Origin of the sequence: Tenacibaculum ovolyticum DSM 18103 (assembly GCF_000430545.1) — a bacterium.
In the GTDB taxonomy this organism is placed as follows: domain Bacteria; phylum Bacteroidota; class Bacteroidia; order Flavobacteriales; family Flavobacteriaceae; genus Polaribacter; species Polaribacter ovolyticus.
Genome location: NZ_KE387164.1, coordinates 121508 through 144126, shown reverse-complemented (window position 1 = coordinate 144126; position 22619 = coordinate 121508). Strand labels below are relative to the sequence as shown.

General features: G+C 30.1%; 20 protein-coding genes. 7 read left to right on the top strand and 13 right to left on the bottom strand.

Translation table 11 applies throughout. The features are described 5' to 3' along the window. Positions 1-5: 5 nt before the first annotated feature. Positions 6-2468, bottom strand: coding sequence for a TonB-dependent receptor (locus H518_RS0115375; protein WP_028889897.1), 2463 nt, complete (start codon positions 2466-2468; stop codon positions 6-8). A gap of 3 nt (positions 2469-2471) precedes the next feature. Then, positions 2472-3194: a DNA repair protein RecO gene (gene recO, locus H518_RS0115370; protein WP_028889896.1), complete on the bottom strand. Its 723-nt coding sequence runs from the start codon at positions 3192-3194 to the stop codon at positions 2472-2474. Positions 3195-3285: 91 nt separating this feature from the next. Between recO and H518_RS0115365 the strand changes: the two genes are divergently transcribed. Next, on the top strand, positions 3286-3756 hold the full coding sequence (locus tag H518_RS0115365) for a CYTH domain-containing protein (RefSeq protein WP_028889895.1): 471 nt from the start codon (positions 3286-3288) through the stop codon (positions 3754-3756). 2 nt (positions 3757-3758) lie between these two features. On the opposite strand, the gene trhA is transcribed toward H518_RS0115365, so the two are convergent. Both trhA and H518_RS0115355 read right to left on the bottom strand, forming a co-directional pair. Further along, the gene (gene trhA / locus H518_RS0115360; protein ID WP_028889894.1) at positions 3759-4400 is read right to left on the bottom strand and encodes a PAQR family membrane homeostasis protein TrhA; all 642 of its coding nucleotides are present in this window, start codon (positions 4398-4400) and stop codon (positions 3759-3761) included. After that, a complete protein-coding gene (locus H518_RS0115355; RefSeq protein WP_028889893.1) occupies positions 4372-5163 on the bottom strand; it encodes a lysophospholipid acyltransferase family protein in 792 nt (263 codons plus the stop codon). Before H518_RS0115355 ends, trhA begins: the two co-directional genes overlap by 29 nt. Positions 5164-5267: 104 nt before the next feature. Between H518_RS0115355 and trpS the strand changes: the two genes are divergently transcribed. Next, the gene (gene trpS, locus H518_RS0115350; RefSeq protein WP_028889892.1) at positions 5268-6236 is read left to right on the top strand and encodes a tryptophan--tRNA ligase; all 969 of its coding nucleotides are present in this window, start codon (positions 5268-5270) and stop codon (positions 6234-6236) included. 123 nt (positions 6237-6359) lie between these two features. On the opposite strand, the gene H518_RS0115345 is transcribed toward trpS, so the two are convergent. Genes H518_RS0115345 through H518_RS0115335 form a run of 3 tightly spaced genes read right to left on the bottom strand, consistent with a single transcriptional unit; the run spans position 6360 to position 9233 of the window. Continuing rightward, on the bottom strand, positions 6360-7400 hold the full coding sequence (locus tag H518_RS0115345) for an NADP(H)-dependent aldo-keto reductase (RefSeq protein ID WP_028889891.1): 1041 nt from the start codon (positions 7398-7400) through the stop codon (positions 6360-6362). 19 nt (positions 7401-7419) lie between these two features. Further along, entirely contained in the window at positions 7420-8022 is a 603-nt protein-coding gene (locus H518_RS0115340; protein ID WP_028889890.1) for a hypothetical protein, read from the bottom strand. A gap of 23 nt (positions 8023-8045) precedes the next feature. Further along, positions 8046-9233 (bottom strand): phosphoglycerate kinase, encoded by a 1188-nt coding sequence (locus H518_RS0115335; RefSeq protein WP_028889889.1) that lies wholly within the window; start codon positions 9231-9233, stop codon positions 8046-8048. Between the two features lie 119 nt (positions 9234-9352). On the opposite strand from H518_RS0115335, the gene H518_RS0115330 reads away from it, so the two are divergent. The 4 genes from H518_RS0115330 to H518_RS0115315 all read left to right on the top strand — a co-directional run bounded on the left by H518_RS0115330 (position 9353) and on the right by H518_RS0115315 (position 12144). Continuing rightward, positions 9353-9775: a molybdenum cofactor biosynthesis protein MoaE gene (locus H518_RS0115330; protein ID WP_028889888.1), complete on the top strand. Its 423-nt coding sequence runs from the start codon at positions 9353-9355 to the stop codon at positions 9773-9775. Positions 9776-9822: 47 nt separating this feature from the next. Continuing rightward, positions 9823-10359: a GNAT family N-acetyltransferase gene (locus H518_RS0115325; RefSeq protein ID WP_028889887.1), complete on the top strand. Its 537-nt coding sequence runs from the start codon at positions 9823-9825 to the stop codon at positions 10357-10359. 229 nt (positions 10360-10588) lie between these two features. After that, positions 10589-11161 (top strand): Crp/Fnr family transcriptional regulator, encoded by a 573-nt coding sequence (locus H518_RS0115320; RefSeq protein WP_028889886.1) that lies wholly within the window; start codon positions 10589-10591, stop codon positions 11159-11161. Between the two features lie 107 nt (positions 11162-11268). Then, positions 11269-12144 (top strand): nuclear transport factor 2 family protein, encoded by an 876-nt coding sequence (locus H518_RS0115315; protein ID WP_051263803.1) that lies wholly within the window; start codon positions 11269-11271, stop codon positions 12142-12144. Positions 12145-12333: 189 nt separating this feature from the next. Here the strand turns inward: H518_RS0115315 and H518_RS0115310 are convergent, their stop codons facing one another. Then, positions 12334-15090: a PD-(D/E)XK nuclease family protein gene (locus H518_RS0115310; RefSeq protein WP_028889884.1), complete on the bottom strand. Its 2757-nt coding sequence runs from the start codon at positions 15088-15090 to the stop codon at positions 12334-12336. 48 nt (positions 15091-15138) lie between these two features. On the opposite strand from H518_RS0115310, the gene H518_RS0115305 reads away from it, so the two are divergent. Continuing rightward, on the top strand, positions 15139-15951 hold the full coding sequence (locus tag H518_RS0115305) for an amidohydrolase (RefSeq protein ID WP_051263802.1): 813 nt from the start codon (positions 15139-15141) through the stop codon (positions 15949-15951). 85 nt (positions 15952-16036) lie between these two features. Here the strand turns inward: H518_RS0115305 and H518_RS0115300 are convergent, their stop codons facing one another. The 5 genes from H518_RS0115300 to pgi all read right to left on the bottom strand — a co-directional run bounded on the left by H518_RS0115300 (position 16037) and on the right by pgi (position 22618). Next, positions 16037-17017, bottom strand: coding sequence for an acyl-ACP desaturase (locus H518_RS0115300; RefSeq protein WP_028889882.1), 981 nt, complete (start codon positions 17015-17017; stop codon positions 16037-16039). Between the two features lie 27 nt (positions 17018-17044). Continuing rightward, a complete protein-coding gene (locus H518_RS0115295; RefSeq protein WP_028889881.1) occupies positions 17045-17773 on the bottom strand; it encodes a lysophospholipid acyltransferase family protein in 729 nt (242 codons plus the stop codon). Between the two features lie 63 nt (positions 17774-17836). Then, entirely contained in the window at positions 17837-18247 is a 411-nt protein-coding gene (locus H518_RS0115290; RefSeq protein WP_197474526.1) for a hypothetical protein, read from the bottom strand. Positions 18248-18345: 98 nt separating this feature from the next. Continuing rightward, positions 18346-20913 carry a TonB-dependent receptor gene (locus H518_RS0115285; RefSeq protein WP_028889879.1) on the bottom strand — a complete coding sequence of 856 codons (2568 nt, stop codon included), beginning with the start codon at positions 20911-20913 and terminating at the stop codon, positions 18346-18348. Between the two features lie 136 nt (positions 20914-21049). After that, the gene (gene pgi / locus H518_RS0115280; RefSeq protein ID WP_028889878.1) at positions 21050-22618 is read right to left on the bottom strand and encodes a glucose-6-phosphate isomerase; all 1569 of its coding nucleotides are present in this window, start codon (positions 22616-22618) and stop codon (positions 21050-21052) included. Position 22619: the final 1 nt, after the last annotated feature.

Here is a 22619-nt window from a genome sequence, read left to right as displayed (position 1 = left end):
TTTTTCTAAAAATTGGTTACTAATGATACTGAAATATTACGCCCTGGAGCTGAAACTCCAGAGGCAAATTCTTTATAATGCTTATCAAATAAATTAGCAAACTGTGTTTGTATTGAAACATTAGGATTTACAGTGTATTTAACAAATAGGCCAACAGTTACCCAACTTGGTGTACCAAAATATTTATCAACATCTTCTGATGCATTCTCGTTTACAATTGGTGTTTGAGTATGATTATCTATACCCTCATCTAAATTATAATCTGTAATATTTTTTTTAGCATTAAATACTAAATTCGCTCCACCTTCAAATTTTTTGTTTGAATAATTTAGCTCAAAACGTCCAAATAAAGGAGGAATAGAAGACATTGGTAAATTTGTATCATACGCTTTTCCTTTTGTATAGGTTAAAAAACCTGAAGTACTCCAGTTTTTTAATAATTTACCTTGGTAGCTAATTGTTGCTCCTGTAATATATGCCCTGCCTTTATTTACATTTGCCACAATATCTCCTTCCTCTCCATCATAAGTAACAGTATTATCTCCGTTTAACTGAAAAGCTTCACGATAAATATAATTATTTAATAGCGTGTAATATACATTGGCACCTACTCTAAATTTTCGATTATTAAAATATTTTTGCACTCCTATTTCTGCGTTATAAGCATGTTCTGGTTTTAAAGTAATATTTGGTACTGTTACCTTACCATTTTTTTCTCTAACTTTACCTACATCATCAATATTTGGTGATCGAAACCCTGATGATAACACTGCATTTAATTGCAAGTTCTTAACAGGTTTGTAAACATAACCAATAGTTGCTGTTACAGCAATATTGTTTAAATCTATATCATTACTAGGCAACTCTATAAAAGTTTCATCAATCCATTTGGCTTCTAATTGCGTATTGGTTAATCGAATCCCTGTATTTAAGGTTGAATTAGAAGATATATCCTGTCTATAATCTAAATACATTGCTGAACTAAAATAACTACTTCCTCCATCAGGATATCGAGACTGAACTGTAAAATCATCATCATACCCAACAACTTCATTATTTTTCACTCTTAATGTTTTACCATAAGAATTCGATTTCACATCATTATAAGCAACTTCAAAACCGTATCCTAAATTGCGCTTTCTTGCTAAGGGCACCGTAAAATCACCATTTATACTATACACATCTACTGTTTCCTCTCTATGAGACCTTTCTAAGCTTCCAAATTTTCTTTGAATACGGCTTTCTGAAACATTTTGATATGCCACTGTAAAAACTCCTTCTTTTAACCACTTTTTATTTGGGTTTATTTCTAATTGAGATGAAATTAAGAATCGATTTTGTGGCCCATAATACCATTCAGCAAACTTTAAACTTCCTGACTTCAATTCCATTAACTTATCAAAACGAGGTACATCAGATGATGTTGAATATTGAATATTAAACTTTAAATCTGTTCTTTTTGATAATGGAATAAATAATTTTTGAAGAACATCTGTTTGACTAAACCCCGTATTTCTCTGTAAATTAACATCCTTGTTTGCTAATGGATTCTCACTATAATTTCCATTTAAATTATCGGAATAAGAAAATACTTTACCCCAATCTTTAAAACCATGAGATCTATTTTCCCCCATCTTTAAATCTCCAAAATTACTATGAGACACACTTGTAAACGATGCCCATTTTTTAAATTGAAGCTCAGCAGAAACAGTATTAGTTATTTCGTTGTTTACAGAACTGTAGCGTAAAAAACTACTTCCTTTAATTCTATTCTTATCTGATAATTTTGGTGTCTTTGTATAATAATGAATCACTCCTCCAAGAGCATCAGAACCATAAATAACTGATGACGGTCCAAAAATAACTTCTGTTCTTTCAAGTAAATTGGGACTAACAGTTATTGAACTTTGTAAATGTCCTTTTCTATAAATTGCATTATTCATTCTAACACCATCAACCACTAGTAAAACACGATTACTTTCCATTCCTCTAAGTACAGGACTTCCTCCTCCAAACTGTGATTTTTGCACTTTTATTCCAGGAATACTTGCTAATAAATCAGCAGAAGTTTGTGGTGATACTTTTTGAATATCTCTTAATGAAACTACAGCTATTTGTTCTGCAATTCTATTCGTTTTCTCTTTGTTTTTAAAAACAGAAACAACAACCTCATCTAATTGTTCAGAATGTTTAGATAAGAAGATTTCATAATTATTTTGCTTTAAGTTTATTTTTTTTTCTTGAAATTCAGCATAAGCAACATGTGAAAAAACAAGTATTTCATGACTCTTAAAACTAGAAGCATTTACTAGTCCATCAATATTACTTATTGCTGATGCTGTTTTATTTTTATTATACACAGCAACTCCTTCAATTAACTTGCCTGTTTCAGCATCAATTATGGTAAGATTTTGTGAAAAAACAGTAGTAATTATCAGTAAAAAAAATGCAGTTACAATTTGCTTCATATATCAACTAAACACGGTTTCTAAAATATCTAATGATTTTGGCTTTCTAAAGCCCTCCAAATGTAATTCAAAATATCGAATTATAACTCTAAGAATTACTTGTCTTTCGTTTTTATTGTACGAAACTGAATCTAACACATCAAAATTTATGCCTAACAACTTCTTAAATAAAATTAATTTATTCCCTGTTACCGACAGTTTCTCATACTCAGCATCCATAAATCTTCCTTCTAATAAATTAAAAGCTGTTTTATAAGATTCTGATACATCTGGATAAAAACCTAAAAACTTAGATAAATTTAATAAAAAAAGCAAATGAAAATTAGCAATATTATCATGAGTATCTAACCAGATTAAACCTGTTTCAATATATTCATATAACACCTCATTTTTTTCTTCTTCTTTTATAATACTTGAAAGTATTTCCGATAAGAATAATACAATTGACTGTTTTACAATCGAGCTATAAATATTTTCATATGGATGAATAACATGTGCTTCTCTGATAGAGTTTAGTGAGTTTTTATTGTTATGCTTTGCCTCAATAACCAACTGTGTTAGTGGTTGAAAATAGGCTGCTTTTAATTTTCCTTTTCTTGATTTTAATACACCTCTTATCATATAAGAGCGAATACCGTCTTCTAAAGTAAAACATTTTACAATTAAACTTGTATCACCATATTTAAGAACACTAATAACAATTGCTTTTGTTGTAATTAATGCCATTAAATTAAGTTTTTAAATATTTATTAGCTCCAAAGATATTTAATAATAACAACAAAAATGATACATTCGTAAAAATTTGATACAACTTCTTATGACTTTTGAAATAGAACGAAAATTCCTAGTAAATTCTACTGACTACAAACAAGTAGCTTATAAAAAAAGTTACATAAAACAAGGTTTCCTAAATTCTAAAAAAGAACGTGTTGTAAGGGTTCGAATAAAAGATGACACTGGTTTTCTTACAATTAAAGGTGCTTCAAATAAAAGTGGAACAACGAGGTTCGAATGGGAAAAAGAAATTGAATTAAAAGAAGCAAAAGATTTATTTAATTTATGTGAAGAAGGAATTATTGAGAAATATAGATATCTAATAAAAGAAAATAATCACACTTTTGAAGTTGATGAATTTATAGGAGAGAATATTGGCTTAGTTGTAGCTGAAATAGAATTGGAAGATGAGAATGAAAATTTCACAACACCTAATTGGTTAGGTAAAGAGGTTACCGGAATTGTTAAATACTATAATTCTAACCTAAGTAAACTTCCTTTTTCTAAATGGTAAAACTACACATATTTATATATTGCCCAAAAGTGACTAAAACTCCCTAAAAGCACAAAAACATGAAAGATAGCGTGGTTGTACGGTATTTTTTTTATCGAGTACAAAATAGCTCCCACAGTATAAAAAACGCCACCAGCCATTAAATAAAATAAGCCATCATACGACAGGTTACTCATTAATGGTTTTATTAAAAAAACAACTTGCCATCCCATTATTAAATACAAAGCTGTTGATAATTTATCAAACCTTCCTGTAAAAAATAATTTTAGGATAACTCCTGCTAATGCAAACAACCAAACAAAAACAAACATATACCATCCTGTTTGCTCTGGTAATACCACTAAACAAAACGGAGTATAACTTCCTGCTATTAGAACATATATAGCGGCATGATCAAAAATATTAAGTTTTCTTCTTAATTTAGGTTTTTTGGCGGCATGATAAAAAGTTGATGCTGCATATAAAACAATTAAGCTTAAAGAGTAAATAATAAAACTAATCGTTTGCCAAAGCTCTAGATACGTTAACGATTTTAAAATTAAAAAAGGTAGCGCGATTATAGCTAATAATAATCCAAACCCGTGAGTTAGAATATTTAATTTCTCTTCGGTATTACTATAACGGTGATTTAAATTCTCGCTCATTATTTGGTCTGTTTGTGTCTTTAATATACAACTTATCATTCAGTAATTCATTGTATAACAAATCAAAAGCTTGTTTTTTTAACGCATTTTTATCGTCCATTGTTAAATTATCTGTTTCAATAAATTTACGTTGTTTAATCCTAAATACTCCTGGGTGACCTTTAAAAAAATCCCAAGAAAACAATCGTTTTCCATCAAAGTATAATTGTGGTACAATTGGCATTTGGTATTGTATAGATAAGCTAAAAGCTCCATTATTAAAAGGTGCTAAAACTACATTTTCATTAGGTACTAATCCTTCTGGAAAAATAGCAATACTTAAACCTTCGTCTAATCGTTTTTTGATACGAGTGTACACTCTTCTTCTACTCTTAGGGTCTTTCCTATCAACCATAATAACAGCTTTCTTATAAAAAAAACCAAACAACGGTAATTTTACTAATTCTTTTTTTCCCACAAATAGAATAGGGTTTTTACTTGATGCAATCATCATCCAAGGGTCTAATAAAGAAGCATGATTTGCTATAAATACATAACTTTTTTCAGGATCAAGTTCTTGCTCTCTTTCAAATTTTAATCTAAAACCCATTGCATAGATTAAGAAAAAAGCCCATACTCTCATTAATTTCCAGAAAGTACCGTAATACTTTTCATCAGATAATAGCACCAATATAAAAGGAGACATTGCTATTACTGAAATAATCATGAGCAAGTAGAACCAAATTCTCCAAATTAATCGAAAAGGGAAAAGTAAATATTTCATAAATGCGAATGTAGTAATTTCTTTTGTTTGAACAATTTTAAGCTTATTTTTGCTACAATTAAGTAGTAGTAAGCATCGCTTACATAATTTTTCAAAACAGATATATGTCTAGAATATTAACAGGAGTACAAAGTACAGGAACTCCACACTTAGGTAATTTATTAGGAGCTATTTTACCTGCTATTGAGATGGCTAATGACTCTAAAAATGAAGCTTTTATTTTTATTGCCGATATGCATTCTTTAACACAAATTAAAGATGGTAATAAACTAAGAGAAAACACCTATAGTGTTGCTGCTACTTGGCTTGCATGTGGAATTGATATTAATAAAACTGTTTTTTACCGTCAAAGTGATATTCCTCAAGTAGCAGAATTAAGCTGGTATTTAAGCTGTTACTTTCCATATCAACGTTTAACACTCGCACATGGTTTTAAAGATAAGTCTGATCGTTTAGCTGATGTGAACTCTGGGTTATTTACATATCCAATGTTAATGGCAGCCGATATTTTATTATATGACGCCGAAATTGTTCCTGTAGGAAAAGATCAATTACAACATCTTGAAATGACCCGTGATGTTGCTAGTAGAATGAACAATATTATTGGAGATACTTTAATTTTACCTCAAGCAAAAATTAACGAAAACACAAAGTTAGTTCCAGGTACTGATGGAGAAAAAATGAGTAAATCAAGAAACAATTTTATTGATATTTTTTTACCTGAAAAAAAGTTAAGAAAACAAATTATGGGTATTCAAACGGATAGTTTAGGTCTTGAAGATCCTAAAAATCCTGATACTGATAATGTATTTGCTCTTTACAAATTATTAGCTTCTGATGAGCAAATTTTAGAAATGAGAACTAATTATGAAGGCGGAAATTACGGATATGGTCATGCAAAACAAGCTTTATATGAACTTATTCTTGAAAAATTCACTGATGTTCGTGCCAAATACAACCATTATATGGAAAACCGTCATGAAATAGATGAAGCCTTAGCCGTTGGTGCTGAAAAAGCACGTACTGTAGCTACAGATGTTTTACAAAGAGTTCGTGGAAAAATTGGTTATTAGATTAACTATTTCATTATAAATAAAAATCTACTTGAATAATTTAAATATTCAGAACTAAAAAAAGCCTTGAATTTCTTCGAGGCTTTTGATTTTTATAAACTTCTTTTTAAAAAAGAATAAATACTATGGTGCAGGATTCGGAATCAAACTATGCACTGCTTCTATTTCCTTTAAAATTTCATCTGATAAATCAATATTAATAGAGTTAATATTCTCTTTTAACTGACTCATTTTTGTTGCTCCAATAATATTACTAGTTACAAATGGCAACTGATTAATATAGGCTAATGATAATTCAGCCAATGTTAACCCATGTTTTTCTGCTATTTTCAGATATTCAGTTACAGCTTTTAAAGAACTTTCAGACATATAACGAGCTATAAACCTTGGAAACAAAGTTCCACGTGCTCCTTCAGGTGCTTTTCCGTTTAAATATTTCCCTGATAAAACACCTTGTGCTAATGGTGAATACGCTAGTAATCCAATATTTTCCCTCATAGAAACCTCACTCATTCCTACTTCATATCCTCTATGAATTAAAGAATATGAATTTTGAATAGTACTCATTACTGGCAAATTATGTTGTTTAGCGGTTTGCAGATATTTCATAGTTCCCCAAGGAGTTTCGTTAGATAAGCCAACGTGTTTTATCTTTCCTTGTTTTACTAATTGATTCATTGTTTCTAAAATCTCTAAATGATTTTCAGCTTCTTTAGTTGCTGTTTGATACGGATAATCACGCACACCAAAACAATTTACTCCACGAGACGGCCAATGCAATTGATACAAATCAATATAATCGGTTTGTAAGCGACTTAAACTTCCTTCAACCGCATCTATAATATTTTGCTTTGTAAACCCACCAGTACGAATATGTTTTGTATAATCTCCGCCTCCAGCTATTTTACTTGCTAATACAACTTTATCACGATTTCCTGTTTTTTTAAACCAAGAACCTATAATTTTCTCTGTTGCTCCGTATGTTTCTGGTGTTGCAGGAACTGAATACAATTCAGCTGTATCCCAAAAATTTACACCTTGCTCTAAAGCATAATCCATTTGCTTATGTCCATCAGCCTCTGTATTCTGATTTCCCCATGTCATTGTTCCTAAACATATTTTAGAAACCTTTATGTCTGTATTTGGTAATTTCGTGTATTTCATTTTAATCTAAATTAAAACATTAGTTTCGTATTAAATATTCAACTGGAACCCTATTTTTTAGTCTTTTAATTAAAGTAAACAAAGCAATTGATATAATTGCTAGATACCCAAATATTACTTTAGTTGTTCCGAACTGAGCTAGCCCTAGTATTAAACCAGTTATCCCCTGTCTTCCTCCAACAACTTCATATTCAAAACCTTTTGCTATTTCATTAGCTAGATAAAAAGTCCAAACAAATAACCCTGTAACAATTAAAATTGCAAACAACTGAGGTTTAGAATGTTTTATTATTGATGGTTCATTTTTATTATATATAAACTTAGGGAGACGGTCTTTTAAATTATTGAAAAATTCTTTTTTTATCTCTAAATTATTTATACTTATTTCTTCTTCTGAACTTTCACCATAATATACCGTTATTACATTTTTACTTTCTGGATTTTCAATACTTTTTATATAAGAAAACGGGATACTAAAAATATCTTGTGGGATTGTTCCTTTATCTAGATTATTAATTAATTCCGATTTAATATACTTTTTAACATTTCCTGTATATACAGCATCTCCTGTTATTACCAACAAATGACTTTCATCTTCTTTAATTAACCAGTACTTTTCCATAGCTTTATTTAGGTTTTAAAGTTCTATTTCAAAACAGCTTCAATTCCCGGCAATGTTTTTCCTTCTAACATTTCTAACATCGCTCCTCCACCAGTAGAAACATAACTTACCTTATCTCCAAAACCAAATTGCTTTACGGCTGCTACAGAGTCTCCTCCTCCAACTAAAGAGAATGCTCCATTTTCGGTTGCTTTAGAAATTGCATTTCCAAGTTCAATAGTACCTGTTGCAAAGTTTTCTAGTTCAAAAACTCCTAAAGGCCCATTCCATAAAATAGTTTTAGATTTTGCTATTACTTCTGCAAATTTCGTAGAAGTTTCTGGTCCGCAGTCAAGCCCCATCCATCCATCAGGAATTTTAGTAGTATCTACCGTTTGCGTATTTGCATCATTCGAAAAAGCATCAGCAATAATAGCATCTACAGGTAAATGAATTTCTGTATTTTTCTCTTTTGCTAGTTTTAAAATTGACAATGCTAATTCTAGTTTATCGTCTTCTACTAACGAGTTTCCGATGGTTCCGCCTAAAGCCTTTATAAAAGTAAAGGTCATTCCTCCTCCAACGATAATATGATCTACTTTTTCTATAATATTTTCTATCACTCCAATTTTAGACGATACCTTTGCGCCTCCTAAAATTGCAGTTACTGGTTTTTCAGAATCGTTTAAAACTTTATTAATACTTTCTATTTCGGTAGCTAATAAGTTTCCAAAGCATTTGTTTTCTGTAAAAAACTGTGCTATAACTGCTGTAGATGCATGCGCTCTGTGTGCAGTACCAAAAGCATCATTTACATATACATCACCTAATTTAGATAATTGTTCTGCAAAAGCAATATCTCCAGCCTTCTCTTCTGAATGAAAACGTAAATTTTCTAGCAATAAAATTTCTCCGCTTTTTAAATTAGCAACTGCTTCTGTAGCTTCATTTCCAATACAATCATCAACAAACTTAACTTGTACTCCAATTACATCGGATACTTTTGCAATAATATGTCGTAATGAAAACTGATCTTCTTTTCCTTTAGGTCTCCCTAAATGTGACATTAACACACAACTACCTCCATCTTCTAAAACTTTTATAATTGTTGATTTTGCTGCTTGAATTCTTGTTGTGTCTGTTACTTCAAATTTATCATTTAAAGGCACATTAAAATCTACACGAATTAATGCTTTTTTGTTTTCGAAATTAAAATCGTTCAATGTTTTCATATATTTTTAAAAAGATGTGTTTGTTTATGTTATTTACAAAAATAATTATTTAAATCTAATTCGTTTATACTATTTGCTTTAACAAATATATATCTTTGTTAAAGTTTATTATCATAATTATGAATACAACCTACATAAAGGTAACATCTGAAAAACTAGACTTACAAGAATGCTACGATTTTGTACTGGATGCTGCTTGTGGCGGAATTTCCGTTTTTGTTGGTACAGTTAGAGATACAACTCAAAATAAAAGCGTTACACAATTAGATTTTTCTACTTACAAACCAATGGCTATTAAAGAAATGCAAAAAATTGCAGACTTAGCTTTGGAGAAATTTAGCATTAAAAAAATTGCGATTCATCATGCTGAAGGTTTATTACAAATAAAAGATGTTCCTGTAATTATTGCAGTTTCTTCACCTCACAGAAAAGCTGCTTTTGATGCTTGTCAATTTGCGATCGATACCTTAAAAGAAACTGTTCCTGTCTGGAAAAAAGAATATTTTGAAGATGGTGAAGTTTGGGTAAATGCACATCCATAAAATACTATAATGCTACGCTATTCGTTATCTTTCAACAAAAATGTGAAATGATGATTGAATTTAAAACAACTAAAACCCTTTTAGAGTTAGAGCAAATACTAGCCTTACAAGCTAAAAACACTCCTATTAATTTAACTGAAATTGATAAAAAAGAGCAGGGTTTTGTTACCGTTCAACACGATTTAGCAATGTTAAAAAACATGCATGAATTTCATTCACATAGTATTGCCACACATAACGGTAATGTTATTGGATACGCTTTATCGATGTCTAAAAAATTTAGAGAAGAAATTCCAGTACTAGCCCCTATGTTTACTGAAATAGATGCATCTATTAAATCTAATAGTAATTATATTATTATGGGACAGATTTGTATTGATAAAAATTATAGAGGTAAAGGCATTTTTAGAGGTTTATATACAAAAATGAGAGATACTTTTAAATCTAAATATGACTGTATAATTACAGAAATAGACATCTTAAATATCCGTTCAATAAATGCTCATAAAGCTATTGGTTTTAAAGAATTAGTACGTTATGATTTTAACAATCAAACTTGGCTTGTTGTTTATATGAATACATAATAAAAAACAACAGGTTTCATAAATACTTTCTATAAATTTTATTTTTCACTACATGAAAAATATTTTTAATTTGAAGAGAATTATCCTAATATAACTTATCAGCAAAATTGTTTCGTATCATTAAAAAAACTCAATATCAAATCATTCTCATAATACTTTAGCAGACCATTCAATTAGTATTAAATATATTAATATTTTTCAATAATTATCATATACCCCCCGTAAACATATGGATTTATTAGCTCAGTACGTAAAAAAACTAGTAAAGATCTCAGATAAAAACTTAAACAAATTCCTTAACCTTTTTAGTTTAACTTCAATAAAGAAAAAAGAGTATTTACTAAAGCAAGATGATATATGTGAATTCGAAGGCTTTGTTATCAAAGGTTGCTTTAGACTATATACAATTGATGAAAAAGGTAATGAACATACCTCATACTTCGCCATAAAAAATTGGTGGGTAACAGATTTAAATAGTTTTTTAGACAAAACTCCTGCCAAACTTACCATTCAAGCCCTTGAAGACAGCGAGGTTTTAATCATAAACACAGAAAACAAGACTAAAGCTTACCAAGAAATACCTGAAATTGAAAAAATGTTCCGAATCATGACTCAAAAATCTAATGTCGCATTGGAACAACGAATGATAAGAAATATTAGCACTACTGCAGATCAACGTTACCTTGAGTTTATAACCAAATACCCTCAAATTTCTGAGCGTCTTACCAATATCCAAATAGCATCTTATTTAGGTATATCTCACGAGTTTTTAAGTAAGATTCGAAGAAAAATAGTAAAATAATTTACTTAAGGATTAAAAAAGCGCATCTTTTCAATTTATTGTACTAGTTCAATGTTTATCGATTTTACGCACTTCATCTTTGTTCTCTAATTTATAAAACTTTAAAAATGAAGTATTTTTTAAACCCCTTATTTGTAATAGCAACAATTTTACTTTTTGCTAGTTGTAATCAAAATGATGATGATGTTTCTAACGAACTGACTTCTGCAGAAATTGCCAGAGGCTTTTACCAGGAAGTTATTGTTGAAAAAAACATGAATAAATTCAATAAATATATTGGTAATACATATATACAACACGCCCCCGCTTACGCTGATGGAGTTGCGCCTTTAAAGGAAGAGCTACAAGCGAATGCTGATAGTAAGAATAAAATAGAAATTTTAAGAGTAATCGGTGAAAAAGATTATGCGGCATTACATTCTTTATGGACAGTAGGTTCAGAACAGTATATTTATGTTGACATCTGGCGTGTTGAAAATGGTAAGTTAGTAGAGCATTGGGATCAATACCAGTCTCCACCAAGTGAAGTGAAAAATGATAATACAATGCATGCTGGACCAGATACTGATATTAATGCTAAGAAGAACTTAACACAAAACAAAGAAAGAGCTGTTGCAGTTTTAAAAACCTTCGATAATTTGGAAGATTTATCTGCAGTTGAAAATTTTGTTACTGATGATTACATACAGCATAATCCAACTGCGACTGATAAAAAATCAGGCTTAATCGATTTATTAAAATTTTTAAAAGGTATTAACTATCAATCAAAGACCACAATTGCAAAAGTGATAGCTCAAGGTGATATGGTGGTAATACATTCCAAAGTAGAAGATTTAGACGCAAAAGAAAACGCTATTTCAGGTGTTGTTGATATATTTAGATTTGATGATAACGGAATGATTATAGAGCATTGGGATGTTATTGAAACCATGACAGGACAATCATTAAACAACAATAATCCATTTGAATACCCAAATAAATAACCCTTCCAAAACCTACCCGAGGTATTTCGGGTGGGTTTACACTTATTATCTCTTTTCAGAATCCCATACGTCTCTATAATAGAAATAATTATTAGTCAGATATAACCTATATTCTGATTATCTAAATTAGTCTTTATCGCCTTTTAATTATTCTTTAAGGCATCAGAAAAATATTATCAATGCTATCAATTAGTAAGGCAAATCTGCAGGTTCAATAAAATCGATTTCAGGATTATATAACTCTTTTAAAAACTCTTTTATTTCATCCATAAACTCAGTTAACTTCTCTTCAGTTACTTCATTATCTGGAGTTCGGTAATTAGAAGAAAAATTCATTTTTAGAAACCCATTCTTTAGATTTTTAAATGAAATAATTCCAGCTTCTAAGCTATTAGAAAAATCAAACCTATTGTTTTTAGTATACAAAAAAGCATACAACATTACCTGAATTGCTTTGTGATGTTTTAAATCTCGAATGCTTGTAAAATCAACCACTTTTAATTTATTAGCATCAACCATTCCTGTTTTATAATCTATAATTCTAGTTACCCCATTTAACTCATCTATTCTATCTACTTGTCCGTGTATTTTTATAGGAAAATCAATTCCATCAACAGTAATTTCAGTAGCTAAGTTTTGTTCTGTTCCAATAATTTTTAATTTATTACTCTCATCTTTTAACAATTGCTTTTCGTTCGCTAAAAAATTTTCGACGAAACGATTTGCTACTTCAAAAACCAATCTATTTTTTCCTGTAGTAATATCTCCGTTTTTAAAATGCTCGGAAAAATAAAAAGTTACCAACTCTTTTGTCTTTTTTTGCATTTCTACAACGTCATCAAATAATAAAAAGGTTCCGATAAATGGTTTATACAATGCTTCTAAAGTATCGTGAACAACAGTACCCATTGTATTTGCCGCTACCGTTTCTTCAACATTTTCAAACTCATTTATTTTTAACACTTTTTGCTTATAAAACGCAATTGGGTTGTATAAATAATTGGTTAGCGCCGATGGTGAAATTCCTTTTTCAGCTAGTCTTTTTAAACTTTCTAAAACCTTTTCACCTTTCTGAATTTCTTTTAACTTAGTTGATGATGTTACTACTTTCGGACTAATTATTTTTTCAGTAATATCATTTCGCATCATTTCTAACTGTGTAACAAAACGACTTTTTTCTCCGCTCCCGAAAACATCATGCTCTGTATTATATAAGATAAAAATGTTTTTAGCTCTTTGTAACAACCTAAAAAAATGATAAGAAAAAAGCGCATCTTTTTCTTTATAAGTAGGTAAACCAAAAACTATTTTTACATCAAACGGAATAAAAGTATTTTGTTGGCTACTTGCTGGTAATACTCCTTCATTTACCGATGTTATAATTACGTTTTCAAAATCTAACATACGTGTTTCTAATACTCCCATTAACTGTAAACCTTGTAATGGTTCTCCCTGAAACGATAAACTTTCAGATTGTATTAACTGTCTAAAAAATTGATGTAATGTTTTTAAATCCTGTACATAATTAAACTCAATATGTAAGTTTTGTAATTGTGTAAACGCTGTATAAAAACGAAATAAATACTCCTTTTCTAAATCGTTTGCATTATCTTTTAAAACATCAATTAACTGTAGTATTCTCGATAAAAATTCAGCTATCGTAGAAAACGGGTTAAAAATAGCGTTAATAGTATCTTTTAATCCTGCTTCTAAAGGAGAAATAAACACATTAATATATTCTTGACTAATAAATGTATTATTTTCTTTAACAATAACTTTTGAAATAGTCTCTGCTACATTATTAATAGCATCTATTTGCAGTAATCTATATATAGATGCATCTTTTAAGAACCGAACAACATCTTTATGGTAAAACTGGTTTACTTTTTGTTTTTTTAACTTTTCTTGATTATTAAATAGCTGAAAAATAGCCAGTACTAAACTCGTTGTAGGAATATCTTTTAATGGATATCCCATAGTAATATTTATTGCTTCTACATTTTTTGGTAATGAATTCAGTGTTATAGGTAACAATGTTTCATCTGCAAGCACCAATGCTGTATTATTTTGATTCGGTAATTTTGATAAAATTTCACCAGCATATTTTATTTGTGTGATATTTTTTGATGCTCCTATTACCTGAATATTTTTAGGTTCAGAAAAATATTCTTTTATCGTTTGTATTGAATTTTTTTCATAATATTTCCAATGTTTTTTATATTTTCTAAGAAAACTACCAGCTTGATGATTAGCTTCATAAAATGTCTTCTCAATATCCCAATAAACTTCTGTATTTCCTGCTGATAAAAACTCTTGAAACAATAATTCTTCAGCTGTATTTAAAGCATTGAATCCTATAAAATAATATTTTTTTGTTTTATTTCTACTGATAAAGTCTTCAACTTTTTTAATTGCTTCCCGATATAAAACTCCTTGATATCCTATTTTATTTTTAATCAAAAATTGATAGAAAGCTGTATAAAACTGTTCTAACTTCTCCACAAAAGAGAAATGATCTTTCATTAATTCAGTTTCTTTAAACTCCCCTTTTACCGACCATTTTTGTAAACGATGAATATCTCGTAAGTACACAAAAATATCTCTCGGATTAATTAAATGCTGATCTATTTCATTAAAATCTTGTAAAACAGTAAAAGCCCATGAAGAAAACACATCAAACGTATCTGGTTTCTCTTCAACTTCTTTATATATCGTATAAAAATGGAATAACAACTGTACTGCATCTGCTTTATTAATTCCTGAAATTTCTTCAACAAAATCTCCAATATTAAGAACCTGAGGTAAAAAACCTGCTAAAATTTTATTTTTAAATTCTTGTTTCACAAACACCCCTGCTCTTTGAGATGGTAGGATAAACACAACATTTTCAAATGTTTTCGTTGTTTGTAAAATAGTATCTAAAGTCTCAGAGATAAACGAGTTCATAACTATGTTTTAATTAACCCAAAATACAAATTTTATCTTATTTTTGATATGAATAACAATTTCATTTCTTTAATTATGAAAACCAGTAATAAACTTAAAGTAGCACTTATTCAATCTGATTTAGTATGGGAAAACCCAACAGAAAACAGAAAGCATTTTGAAGATAAAATAAATGAACTTGATTCTAATATTGATTTGATAATTTTACCTGAAATGTTTACAACAGGATTTACCATGCAAGCAAGTAATTTAGCTGAAACAATGGAGGGTAAAACTATAGTTTGGATGCAACAATTAGCTTCGCAAAAAGAAAGTGCAATTACAGGAAGTATCATTATTACAGAAAATGGTAACTACTTTAATCGATTACTCTTTGTACATCCATGCGGCAAAATTGACTTTTATGACAAAAAACATTTATTTACGCTCGCTAATGAACATAAAACATTTTCACCGGGTAATAAACACATTTTAATTAATTACAAAGGATGGAAAATTTCCCCTTTAATTTGTTATGATTTACGTTTCCCTGCCTGGGCCAGAAACACCGATCATTACGATCTACTACTATATGTAGCTAGTTGGCCTACACCAAGAATTAATGCGTGGAATACGCTATTAAAAGCTCGTGCTATAGAAAACATGGCTTACACAATCGGTGTAAATAGAGTTGGAACTGATGCGAATGGTTATGAATACAACGGAAATTCTGTTGCATACGACATATTAGGAAACTGTTTAGGGAAAAACGATAATGGAAAAGAAATCTCTTTAACTATTGAATTAAATAAAGAAAAACAAAATAAGGTTCGTAGTAAATTTGGTTTTTTAAACGATAAAGATCTTTTTACTTTTCAATAAAAAATAACGTCATTACGATAGATAATGAAAAACCTGAATAAAGATCCCTTATTTTAATTCGTAATGACGCTACTTAATTATATAATTATGATGGAATCATCCATTTAAATTCAAATTTTGTATCAGGAACAACAATGCGTTCTGTAATTCTATACATTCTATCTGGCAACTTCATTAAATAATCACGTGCTTTCTCTGCTTCTGGCGTTAAACCTGTTATTTTATCAATTTCCCATGTAGTATTTAGTTTCCTTAAAATATCTACATAATCAAAACCTGTATACACACCTACTCTTTGCGCTACTGCTGAAAAATCATCAAACAAACTACCTTTAGTAGCAAAAGACTCTCTTAAATGCATCGCTGGCATTACTATTTTATGCTTCATCATATGTTGAAAAGCTAACATCATTTCACTAGGGTCGATTTTAAAAATTTCCTTTACAAAATCGGCATAAGCGATATGGTGACGCATTTCATCTCCAGCAATTATTTTAGACATTTTAGCTAACGCTTTATGCCCCTTCTTTTTAGCAATTTTGGCTACATTGTTATGTGAAATATAAGTTGCTAACTCCTGAAAACTTGTGTAAATAAAGTTTTTATAAGGATCAGTTGCCGTACCTATATCAAAACCATCAGCAATCAAATGCTGTGTCGATATTTCTACTTCACGCATATTTACCCTACCTGAAAGGTATAAATACTTATTTAATACATCTCCATGACGGTTTTCTTCTGCTGTCCAAGCACGAATCCATTTTGCCCAACCATTATCAGGTTGCTGGGTAATTCCATCTAAATCTAACAACCACGATTCATAAGTAGGTAAAGCTTCCTCGGTAATTGTATCACCTACTAATACTACCCAAAAATCATCATCTAATTCTTTAGATAATTCTCTAATTTCTTCAACTTCTGATATAAAACTATCTTTTTGCGAATTTGGTAAAAAATCAGTTGGTTGCCAAATCTTCTCAGCTGGTATTAAAAATTTATCTACGAAACTATCGATATTCTTTTCGAGAGTTTTCATAACTTCCTTTCGGATATTTTGTATTGACATAATCTATTAATTATATTTTATAAATAATTATAAAATTGATTCTTTAACGGTTTTTTCTACGCTAGTAATCAACTCATTAAACGGTAAACTATCCACTTTTATTGGTGCGTGTGTTTTTATTTTTATTGGACTACCTAACCCTAATGGAAATTTCCCGTACTTAAACACCTTCCAAGAGTTATTAATTGTTAACGGGACAACATATGCCTCTGGATTGTATTTAGCTATCATTTTTAAGCCATTTATTGAAAATGACTTAGGTTTTCCTGTTCTACTCCTTGTTCCTTCCGGAAAAATAGCGGCAGACCATTTATTCTTTTTTATTTTTTTAGAAAAACTTGCCAATTCTGTTAATGCCTGTCTTGCATCTTTTCTATCTATTAAAGCAGCTCCACCATGTCTTAAATTAAAAGAAATACTTGGTATTCCTTTTGCGAGTTCTTTTTTAGATACAAATTTGGGATTATGTTTTCTAAAATGCCAAATAATTGGTGAGATATCAAAAGTACTCTGATGGTTTGACACAAATATTAACGTAGTATCTTCAGGTAAATCTTGTTCATTTTCTACTTGAACACGAATTCCTAAGATTAATAATGATTTAATTAAAAACCAATTCATAATATTTACGACATATTGGTGCCCATTTTGACCAAATAATTTTAAGCCCAACCACTGTAAAGGATGAAATATTAGTAGCAGTGAAAAAAACGCTAAGGCAAATATTGATGATACTATATAACTTAAAAATTTCATTATTATATTTTTAATAGTAAGCAAAAATAAAAAATCCCGCGAAAGCGGGACTATATTTTTAAATTAAAACCAATTATTCCAAGGAATTCTTGATAAGATTAGCACTAATGCTAATCCGTAAAAAATTGTAAAAGTTTTAAACTTTGTTTCGCTTTTTACTTGTTTCTTATGTTTTGACCATCCAATTGTTATTAAAACAATTGCTATTATCATCATTAAAGGGTGTTCTAAAGCTAGTAATCTAACTGCTGAATCTTTCATGTCACCTAATCCACTTTGAAAGCCTCCAACGAAATATACTAAGAACCCTAGTAATAATTGAATATGAGTAGTGATTAAACCGAACAACCCTAAACGAAATTCTTTATGAGTAAATTCTTTTTTTTGCACTAATCCAATAATTGCGTTTATAACAGTAAAAAGTAATACCGCTACTACTATATATGCCCAATAAGAGTGTAATGTTTTAATCATTATTTGTCTGTTAGTTTTGTTGGTTACAAACTTACTGAATTTTATGCATAAAAAAACCACCTCAATTGAGGTGGTTTTTATTTTTTCTTTATTAAGAATTAGAAATTGAATCTAATAGACCCATTCCAAGTTCTTCCGTAACCAAAACGTCCTCTATTATTAATATTAATTCCATTCCAATTTTCTGATGGATCAGAAGAAGCTTCTCTACTTTCTTGTAATCTTTCAAGATAAAGAGTATCAAATACATTGTTTACATTAACTCTAAACTGTAATCCTTTAATAAAAGTTCCCTCCTTTAATTTTGGTTTAAAAGTTAACCCTATATCGGTTAAATTATAACTAGGTAACTCAACTGGTGCAAACTTAATTTGAGCATCAGAGAATAATCTATCATAATAGTTCCAATTAGCATCAACTGTTAAGCTGCTTAAAATTTTATAGCTACCTGAAATACCAGCACTGGTTTGTGCTCCACCACCAACTTCAAACCCATCAACACTTACTTCAGAAGTTCCTAATAATGCTCCTGAATTATCGTATGCAAATTCTGTTCCATTACCATCATACTTCCAATCTCCATAAGATATAAATCCGTTTAATTTAAACCCTGGTAATGGCTTAGTAAACAACTCTAATTCAGCACCTCTATGAATTTGCTTTACACCTTGTGTTTTAAAAGATCTAAATTCAGGAGTATCAAAATTATCTCTGTTTACATTACTTATTGTTCTATTACTCCATTCAGTATTGTAAATATTTAAATTAGCAGAAACAAATTCACTTTTAAATTGGTAACCAGCTTCTAAACCTAAAACTTTTTGATTTTCAACTCCTGGTGCGAAATCATTAGCTAATCTATCAGTCAAAAATAAATCCTCATGATATGGTTGACGAGAATAATAACCAGCGTTAGCAAATACCTTATTATTTTCATTAAGTTCGTAAGCCAAACCAGCTTTTAAGTTGTATCCTAAATTAGATACTTTTTTAGACTTTTCAGATTTACCAACATTTTGAGTTCTTAAAAATTCTTCTCTTTGATGTTCTTGATTAGATATTGCACCTTGAAAAAATGCTGATAAAGCATCTTTAGAATACTCTAATTGCGCAAAAGTTCCGTAGTATGTTATTACTTCTTCGTAATCATATCCAAAACGTTGTTTATGATCATTGTTCGAATTAAATAATAAATCCCAAGCATTAACCCCTCCAAAAGTATTATTCAAAGTATAAGGTTCCCCAATAAAAGTACTATAATCACTACGTGTAGAATTTGTATTTACATCAACAGAACTAACTCCGATAAAATCGTTAGCACTTCTAAAGTGAATACCATTATATGTTCTTATATCTGCACCTACATTTAGGTTAAAGTTTTCATTTAACTTATTATTATAATTAGATACTAACCCAAACCAGTTGTGATTGTTGTTAGATCCTCTACCATATAAGGCTGCCCCTGAATCTCTATCAGTTTGTAAAGAAACAAATGCTCCTCTACCTAAAGAACCATATAACACTGTAGATAAAGATGATTTATCATTTATTGTCCAGTCCCAAGATAAGTTTGCTACAGGTTTATGATAAACGTTTCTACCTCCAGGATACACATTTGAGTTACCTAAAGTATTAGGACTATTTACTCCTGATGTATTCCAGTCGTTAAAACGAATACCGTTATCTAAAAAATCCTTAACATCTCCTCTACCTGCTACAGCATGTGATTGAGGAGCTCCCGTTAACATAAAGTTAAACGTATTATTCTCATTTGGTTGATACCCAAAAGATAAAAAATATGTTTGCCCTGCTCCATGAGTGTTATCTACATAACCATTTCCTTGCCAGTGACCAAATAAACCAGTAAAAGACCATCCTTTTTCACTAACTCCAGTTGAATAAGAAACAGTAGATTTAGTATACCCGTTATTTCCAACCATTTGTTGTACAAAACCACCTTCTTTATTATCAATCGTTTTTGTTACAATATTTACTGTACCACCTACTGATGAAATTGCCAATTTAGAAGAACCTAAACCACGCTGTACTTGTACCGCATTAGCTACATCCATAACTCCTTGCCAATTAGACCAATACATTTTACCATCTTCCATACCATTAATTGGTTGTCCATTTAATAAGAAAGCTGTATTTGTTTGATCGAAACCACGTAAATACATTTGCCCTTCTCCAAAAGCTCCTCCTTTAACTGCCTGTACTGATGGAGTTGATTTTAAAACCTCTGGTAAATCCCATGCTCCGGCTTTAGCTTGAATTTCAGCAGCTCTAATTGTAGATACAGCTACTGGCGTCTTTCTATCTTCTGCTAAATCGATAATTCCAGAACCAACTATAACAATCTCATCCAAAACATTTGAAGGTTCTAACTTAATAGTCCCTAAGTTTGAAGTTGAAAAAGTTATTTCTTTTTTTAAGTAACCAACAAAGGAAACAACAACAGTTCCTGAATTTGATTTTGATTTTAACATAAACTTCCCATCAAAATCTGCTGATGTTCCGTTTGCAGTCCCTTTAACTACAATACTAGCCCCTGGTAATGGCTCGCCCATTTCATCGACAACTATACCAGTAAGTTTTGTTTGTCCTAAAACTGTAGCCGATACAAAGAACAATGCTGCCAGTAAGACATTTTTAAAATTTCTCATTATTAAATCTATTTGTTATTAAATGCAGTAGCAAAGGTCTTACTTTTCTATGCTGCTAATATTAAGTTAATGTTAAGCTTTTTAACACGTATTTAACAAACACCCTTTCCATAATGGAGACAAAAAACAAATAAAGTTAATTATTTAACATTTTTCTTGCGAGTTCTTTACCTAATTCAACACCAAACTGATCAAAGGAGAATATATTCCATATAATTCCTTGTGTAAAGATTTTATGCTCGTAAGCAGAAATTAACATCCCAAAAGTTTCTGGAGTCAATTTATTAAAGAGGAATGAGGTACTTGGCCGATTTCCTTTAAATATTTTGTATGGTAATAATTGATTTATTTCATCTAATCTGTTTTCAAATTTTAACTCTAAATGAATTTCTTCTTTTGTTTTACCATAGGCTAAAGCTTCCATTTGAGCATAATAATTAGCCATTAATTTTTTGTGATGATCTGTTAAACCATGTAATGATTCTTCAAATCCTATAAAATCTGTTGGAATTAATTTTGTTCCTTGATGAATTAACTGCATAAAAGCATGTTGCATATTTGCACCAGTTGCACCCCAAATAATTCCTCCTGTTTGGTAATTTACTTCCTCTCCATTTCTATCAGCTCCTTTACCATTACTTTCCATAACTGATTGCTGTAAATAAGCTGGTACTTTTGCTAGGTATTCACTATACGGTAAAACTGCTTCTGTTTCACTTTTAAAAAAATTATTATACCAAACACTTAACAATGCTTGCATTACTGGTATGTTTCTATCAAAAGATGTTTCACGAAAATGATTATCCATCTTTTCTGCTCCATCTAATAACTCTTTAAATTTACCAAAACCTATAGATAAACAAATTGACAAACCTACTGATGACCATAAAGAAAACCTTCCTCCAACCCAATTCCACATAGGAAAGATATTTTTTTTATCTATTCCAAAGTTTATAGCTTTATCTACATTAGAAGAAACAGCTACAAAATGTTTTGAAACATCAAAAACCGTTGCTGAATTTAAAAACCAATCTCTAATAGTATTTGCATTCGTTAACGTTTCGTCTGTAGCGAATGATTTAGATACGATTACAAATAATGTCGTTTCAGGATTTAATTTATTTAATACTTCTGCAACGTGGTCTCCATCTATATTAGATACAAAATGCGCTTTTAACTTATTTCTATAAAACTGTAAAGATTCAACAACCATGCTTGGTCCAAGATCAGATCCTCCTACCCCTATATTAACAACATCCGTAATTACCTTACCTGTAAACCCTTTCCACTTCCCTGAAATAACTTTATTACTAAAGCCTTTGATCTTCCTTAAAGCTGTTTGCACTTGAGGCTTAACATCTTTGCCATCAATTAAAACGGGAGTTCCCGAATTACTTCTCAAAGCCGTATGTAAAACAGCTCTATTCTCTGTTTCATTAATTTTATCTCCTGAAAAATACTTATCAATAGCATCTTTTAAGTGAGTTTGATTAGCTAAAGAAGCCAACAAATCAATTGTCTCTTGTGTAATAAGGTTTTTTGAAAAATCAACGTTCAGTTCTTCTAGTTGAATAGAAAATCGTTCTTTTCTGTTTTTATCTTTACGAAAAAGCTCTTTTAAGTCATATTCTTTTGCTTTTCTATAATGATCAGTTAATTCTTCCCAAGCCTTAGTTTGAGTTGGATTAATGTTTTGTAACGGCATA

Excerpts from the sequence above, each read along its gene's own strand:
- H518_RS0115365 (WP_028889895.1), top strand. The coding sequence starts at position 3,286 with ATGACTTTTGAAATAGAACGAAAATTCCTAGTAAATTCTACTGACTAC.
- trpS (WP_028889892.1), top strand. The coding sequence starts at position 5,268 with ATGTCTAGAATATTAACAGGAGTACAAAGTACAGGAACTCCACACTTA.
- H518_RS0115310 (WP_028889884.1), bottom strand. The coding sequence starts at position 15,090 with ATGAACTCGTTTATCTCTGAGACTTTAGATACTATTTTACAAACAACG.
- H518_RS0115295 (WP_028889881.1), bottom strand. The coding sequence starts at position 17,773 with ATGAAATTTTTAAGTTATATAGTATCATCAATATTTGCCTTAGCGTTT.
- H518_RS0115325 (WP_028889887.1), top strand. The coding sequence starts at position 9,823 with ATGATGATTGAATTTAAAACAACTAAAACCCTTTTAGAGTTAGAGCAA.
- H518_RS0115330 (WP_028889888.1), top strand. The coding sequence starts at position 9,353 with ATGAATACAACCTACATAAAGGTAACATCTGAAAAACTAGACTTACAA.
- trhA (WP_028889894.1), bottom strand. The coding sequence starts at position 4,400 with ATGAGCGAGAATTTAAATCACCGTTATAGTAATACCGAAGAGAAATTA.
- H518_RS0115305 (WP_051263802.1), top strand. The coding sequence starts at position 15,139 with ATGAATAACAATTTCATTTCTTTAATTATGAAAACCAGTAATAAACTT.
- H518_RS0115355 (WP_028889893.1), bottom strand. The coding sequence starts at position 5,163 with ATGAAATATTTACTTTTCCCTTTTCGATTAATTTGGAGAATTTGGTTC.
- H518_RS0115345 (WP_028889891.1), bottom strand. The coding sequence starts at position 7,400 with ATGAAATACACGAAATTACCAAATACAGACATAAAGGTTTCTAAAATA.
- H518_RS0115285 (WP_028889879.1), bottom strand. The coding sequence starts at position 20,913 with ATGAGAAATTTTAAAAATGTCTTACTGGCAGCATTGTTCTTTGTATCG.
- H518_RS0115290 (WP_197474526.1), bottom strand. The coding sequence starts at position 18,247 with ATGATTAAAACATTACACTCTTATTGGGCATATATAGTAGTAGCGGTA.
- H518_RS0115335 (WP_028889889.1), bottom strand. The coding sequence starts at position 9,233 with ATGAAAACATTGAACGATTTTAATTTCGAAAACAAAAAAGCATTAATT.
- H518_RS0115300 (WP_028889882.1), bottom strand. The coding sequence starts at position 17,017 with ATGTCAATACAAAATATCCGAAAGGAAGTTATGAAAACTCTCGAAAAG.
- H518_RS0115375 (WP_028889897.1), bottom strand. The coding sequence starts at position 2,468 with ATGAAGCAAATTGTAACTGCATTTTTTTTACTGATAATTACTACTGTT.
- recO (WP_028889896.1), bottom strand. The coding sequence starts at position 3,194 with ATGGCATTAATTACAACAAAAGCAATTGTTATTAGTGTTCTTAAATAT.
- H518_RS0115320 (WP_028889886.1), top strand. The coding sequence starts at position 10,589 with ATGGATTTATTAGCTCAGTACGTAAAAAAACTAGTAAAGATCTCAGAT.
- pgi (WP_028889878.1), bottom strand. The coding sequence starts at position 22,618 with ATGCCGTTACAAAACATTAATCCAACTCAAACTAAGGCTTGGGAAGAA.
- H518_RS0115340 (WP_028889890.1), bottom strand. The coding sequence starts at position 8,022 with ATGGAAAAGTACTGGTTAATTAAAGAAGATGAAAGTCATTTGTTGGTA.
- H518_RS0115315 (WP_051263803.1), top strand. The coding sequence starts at position 11,269 with ATGAAGTATTTTTTAAACCCCTTATTTGTAATAGCAACAATTTTACTT.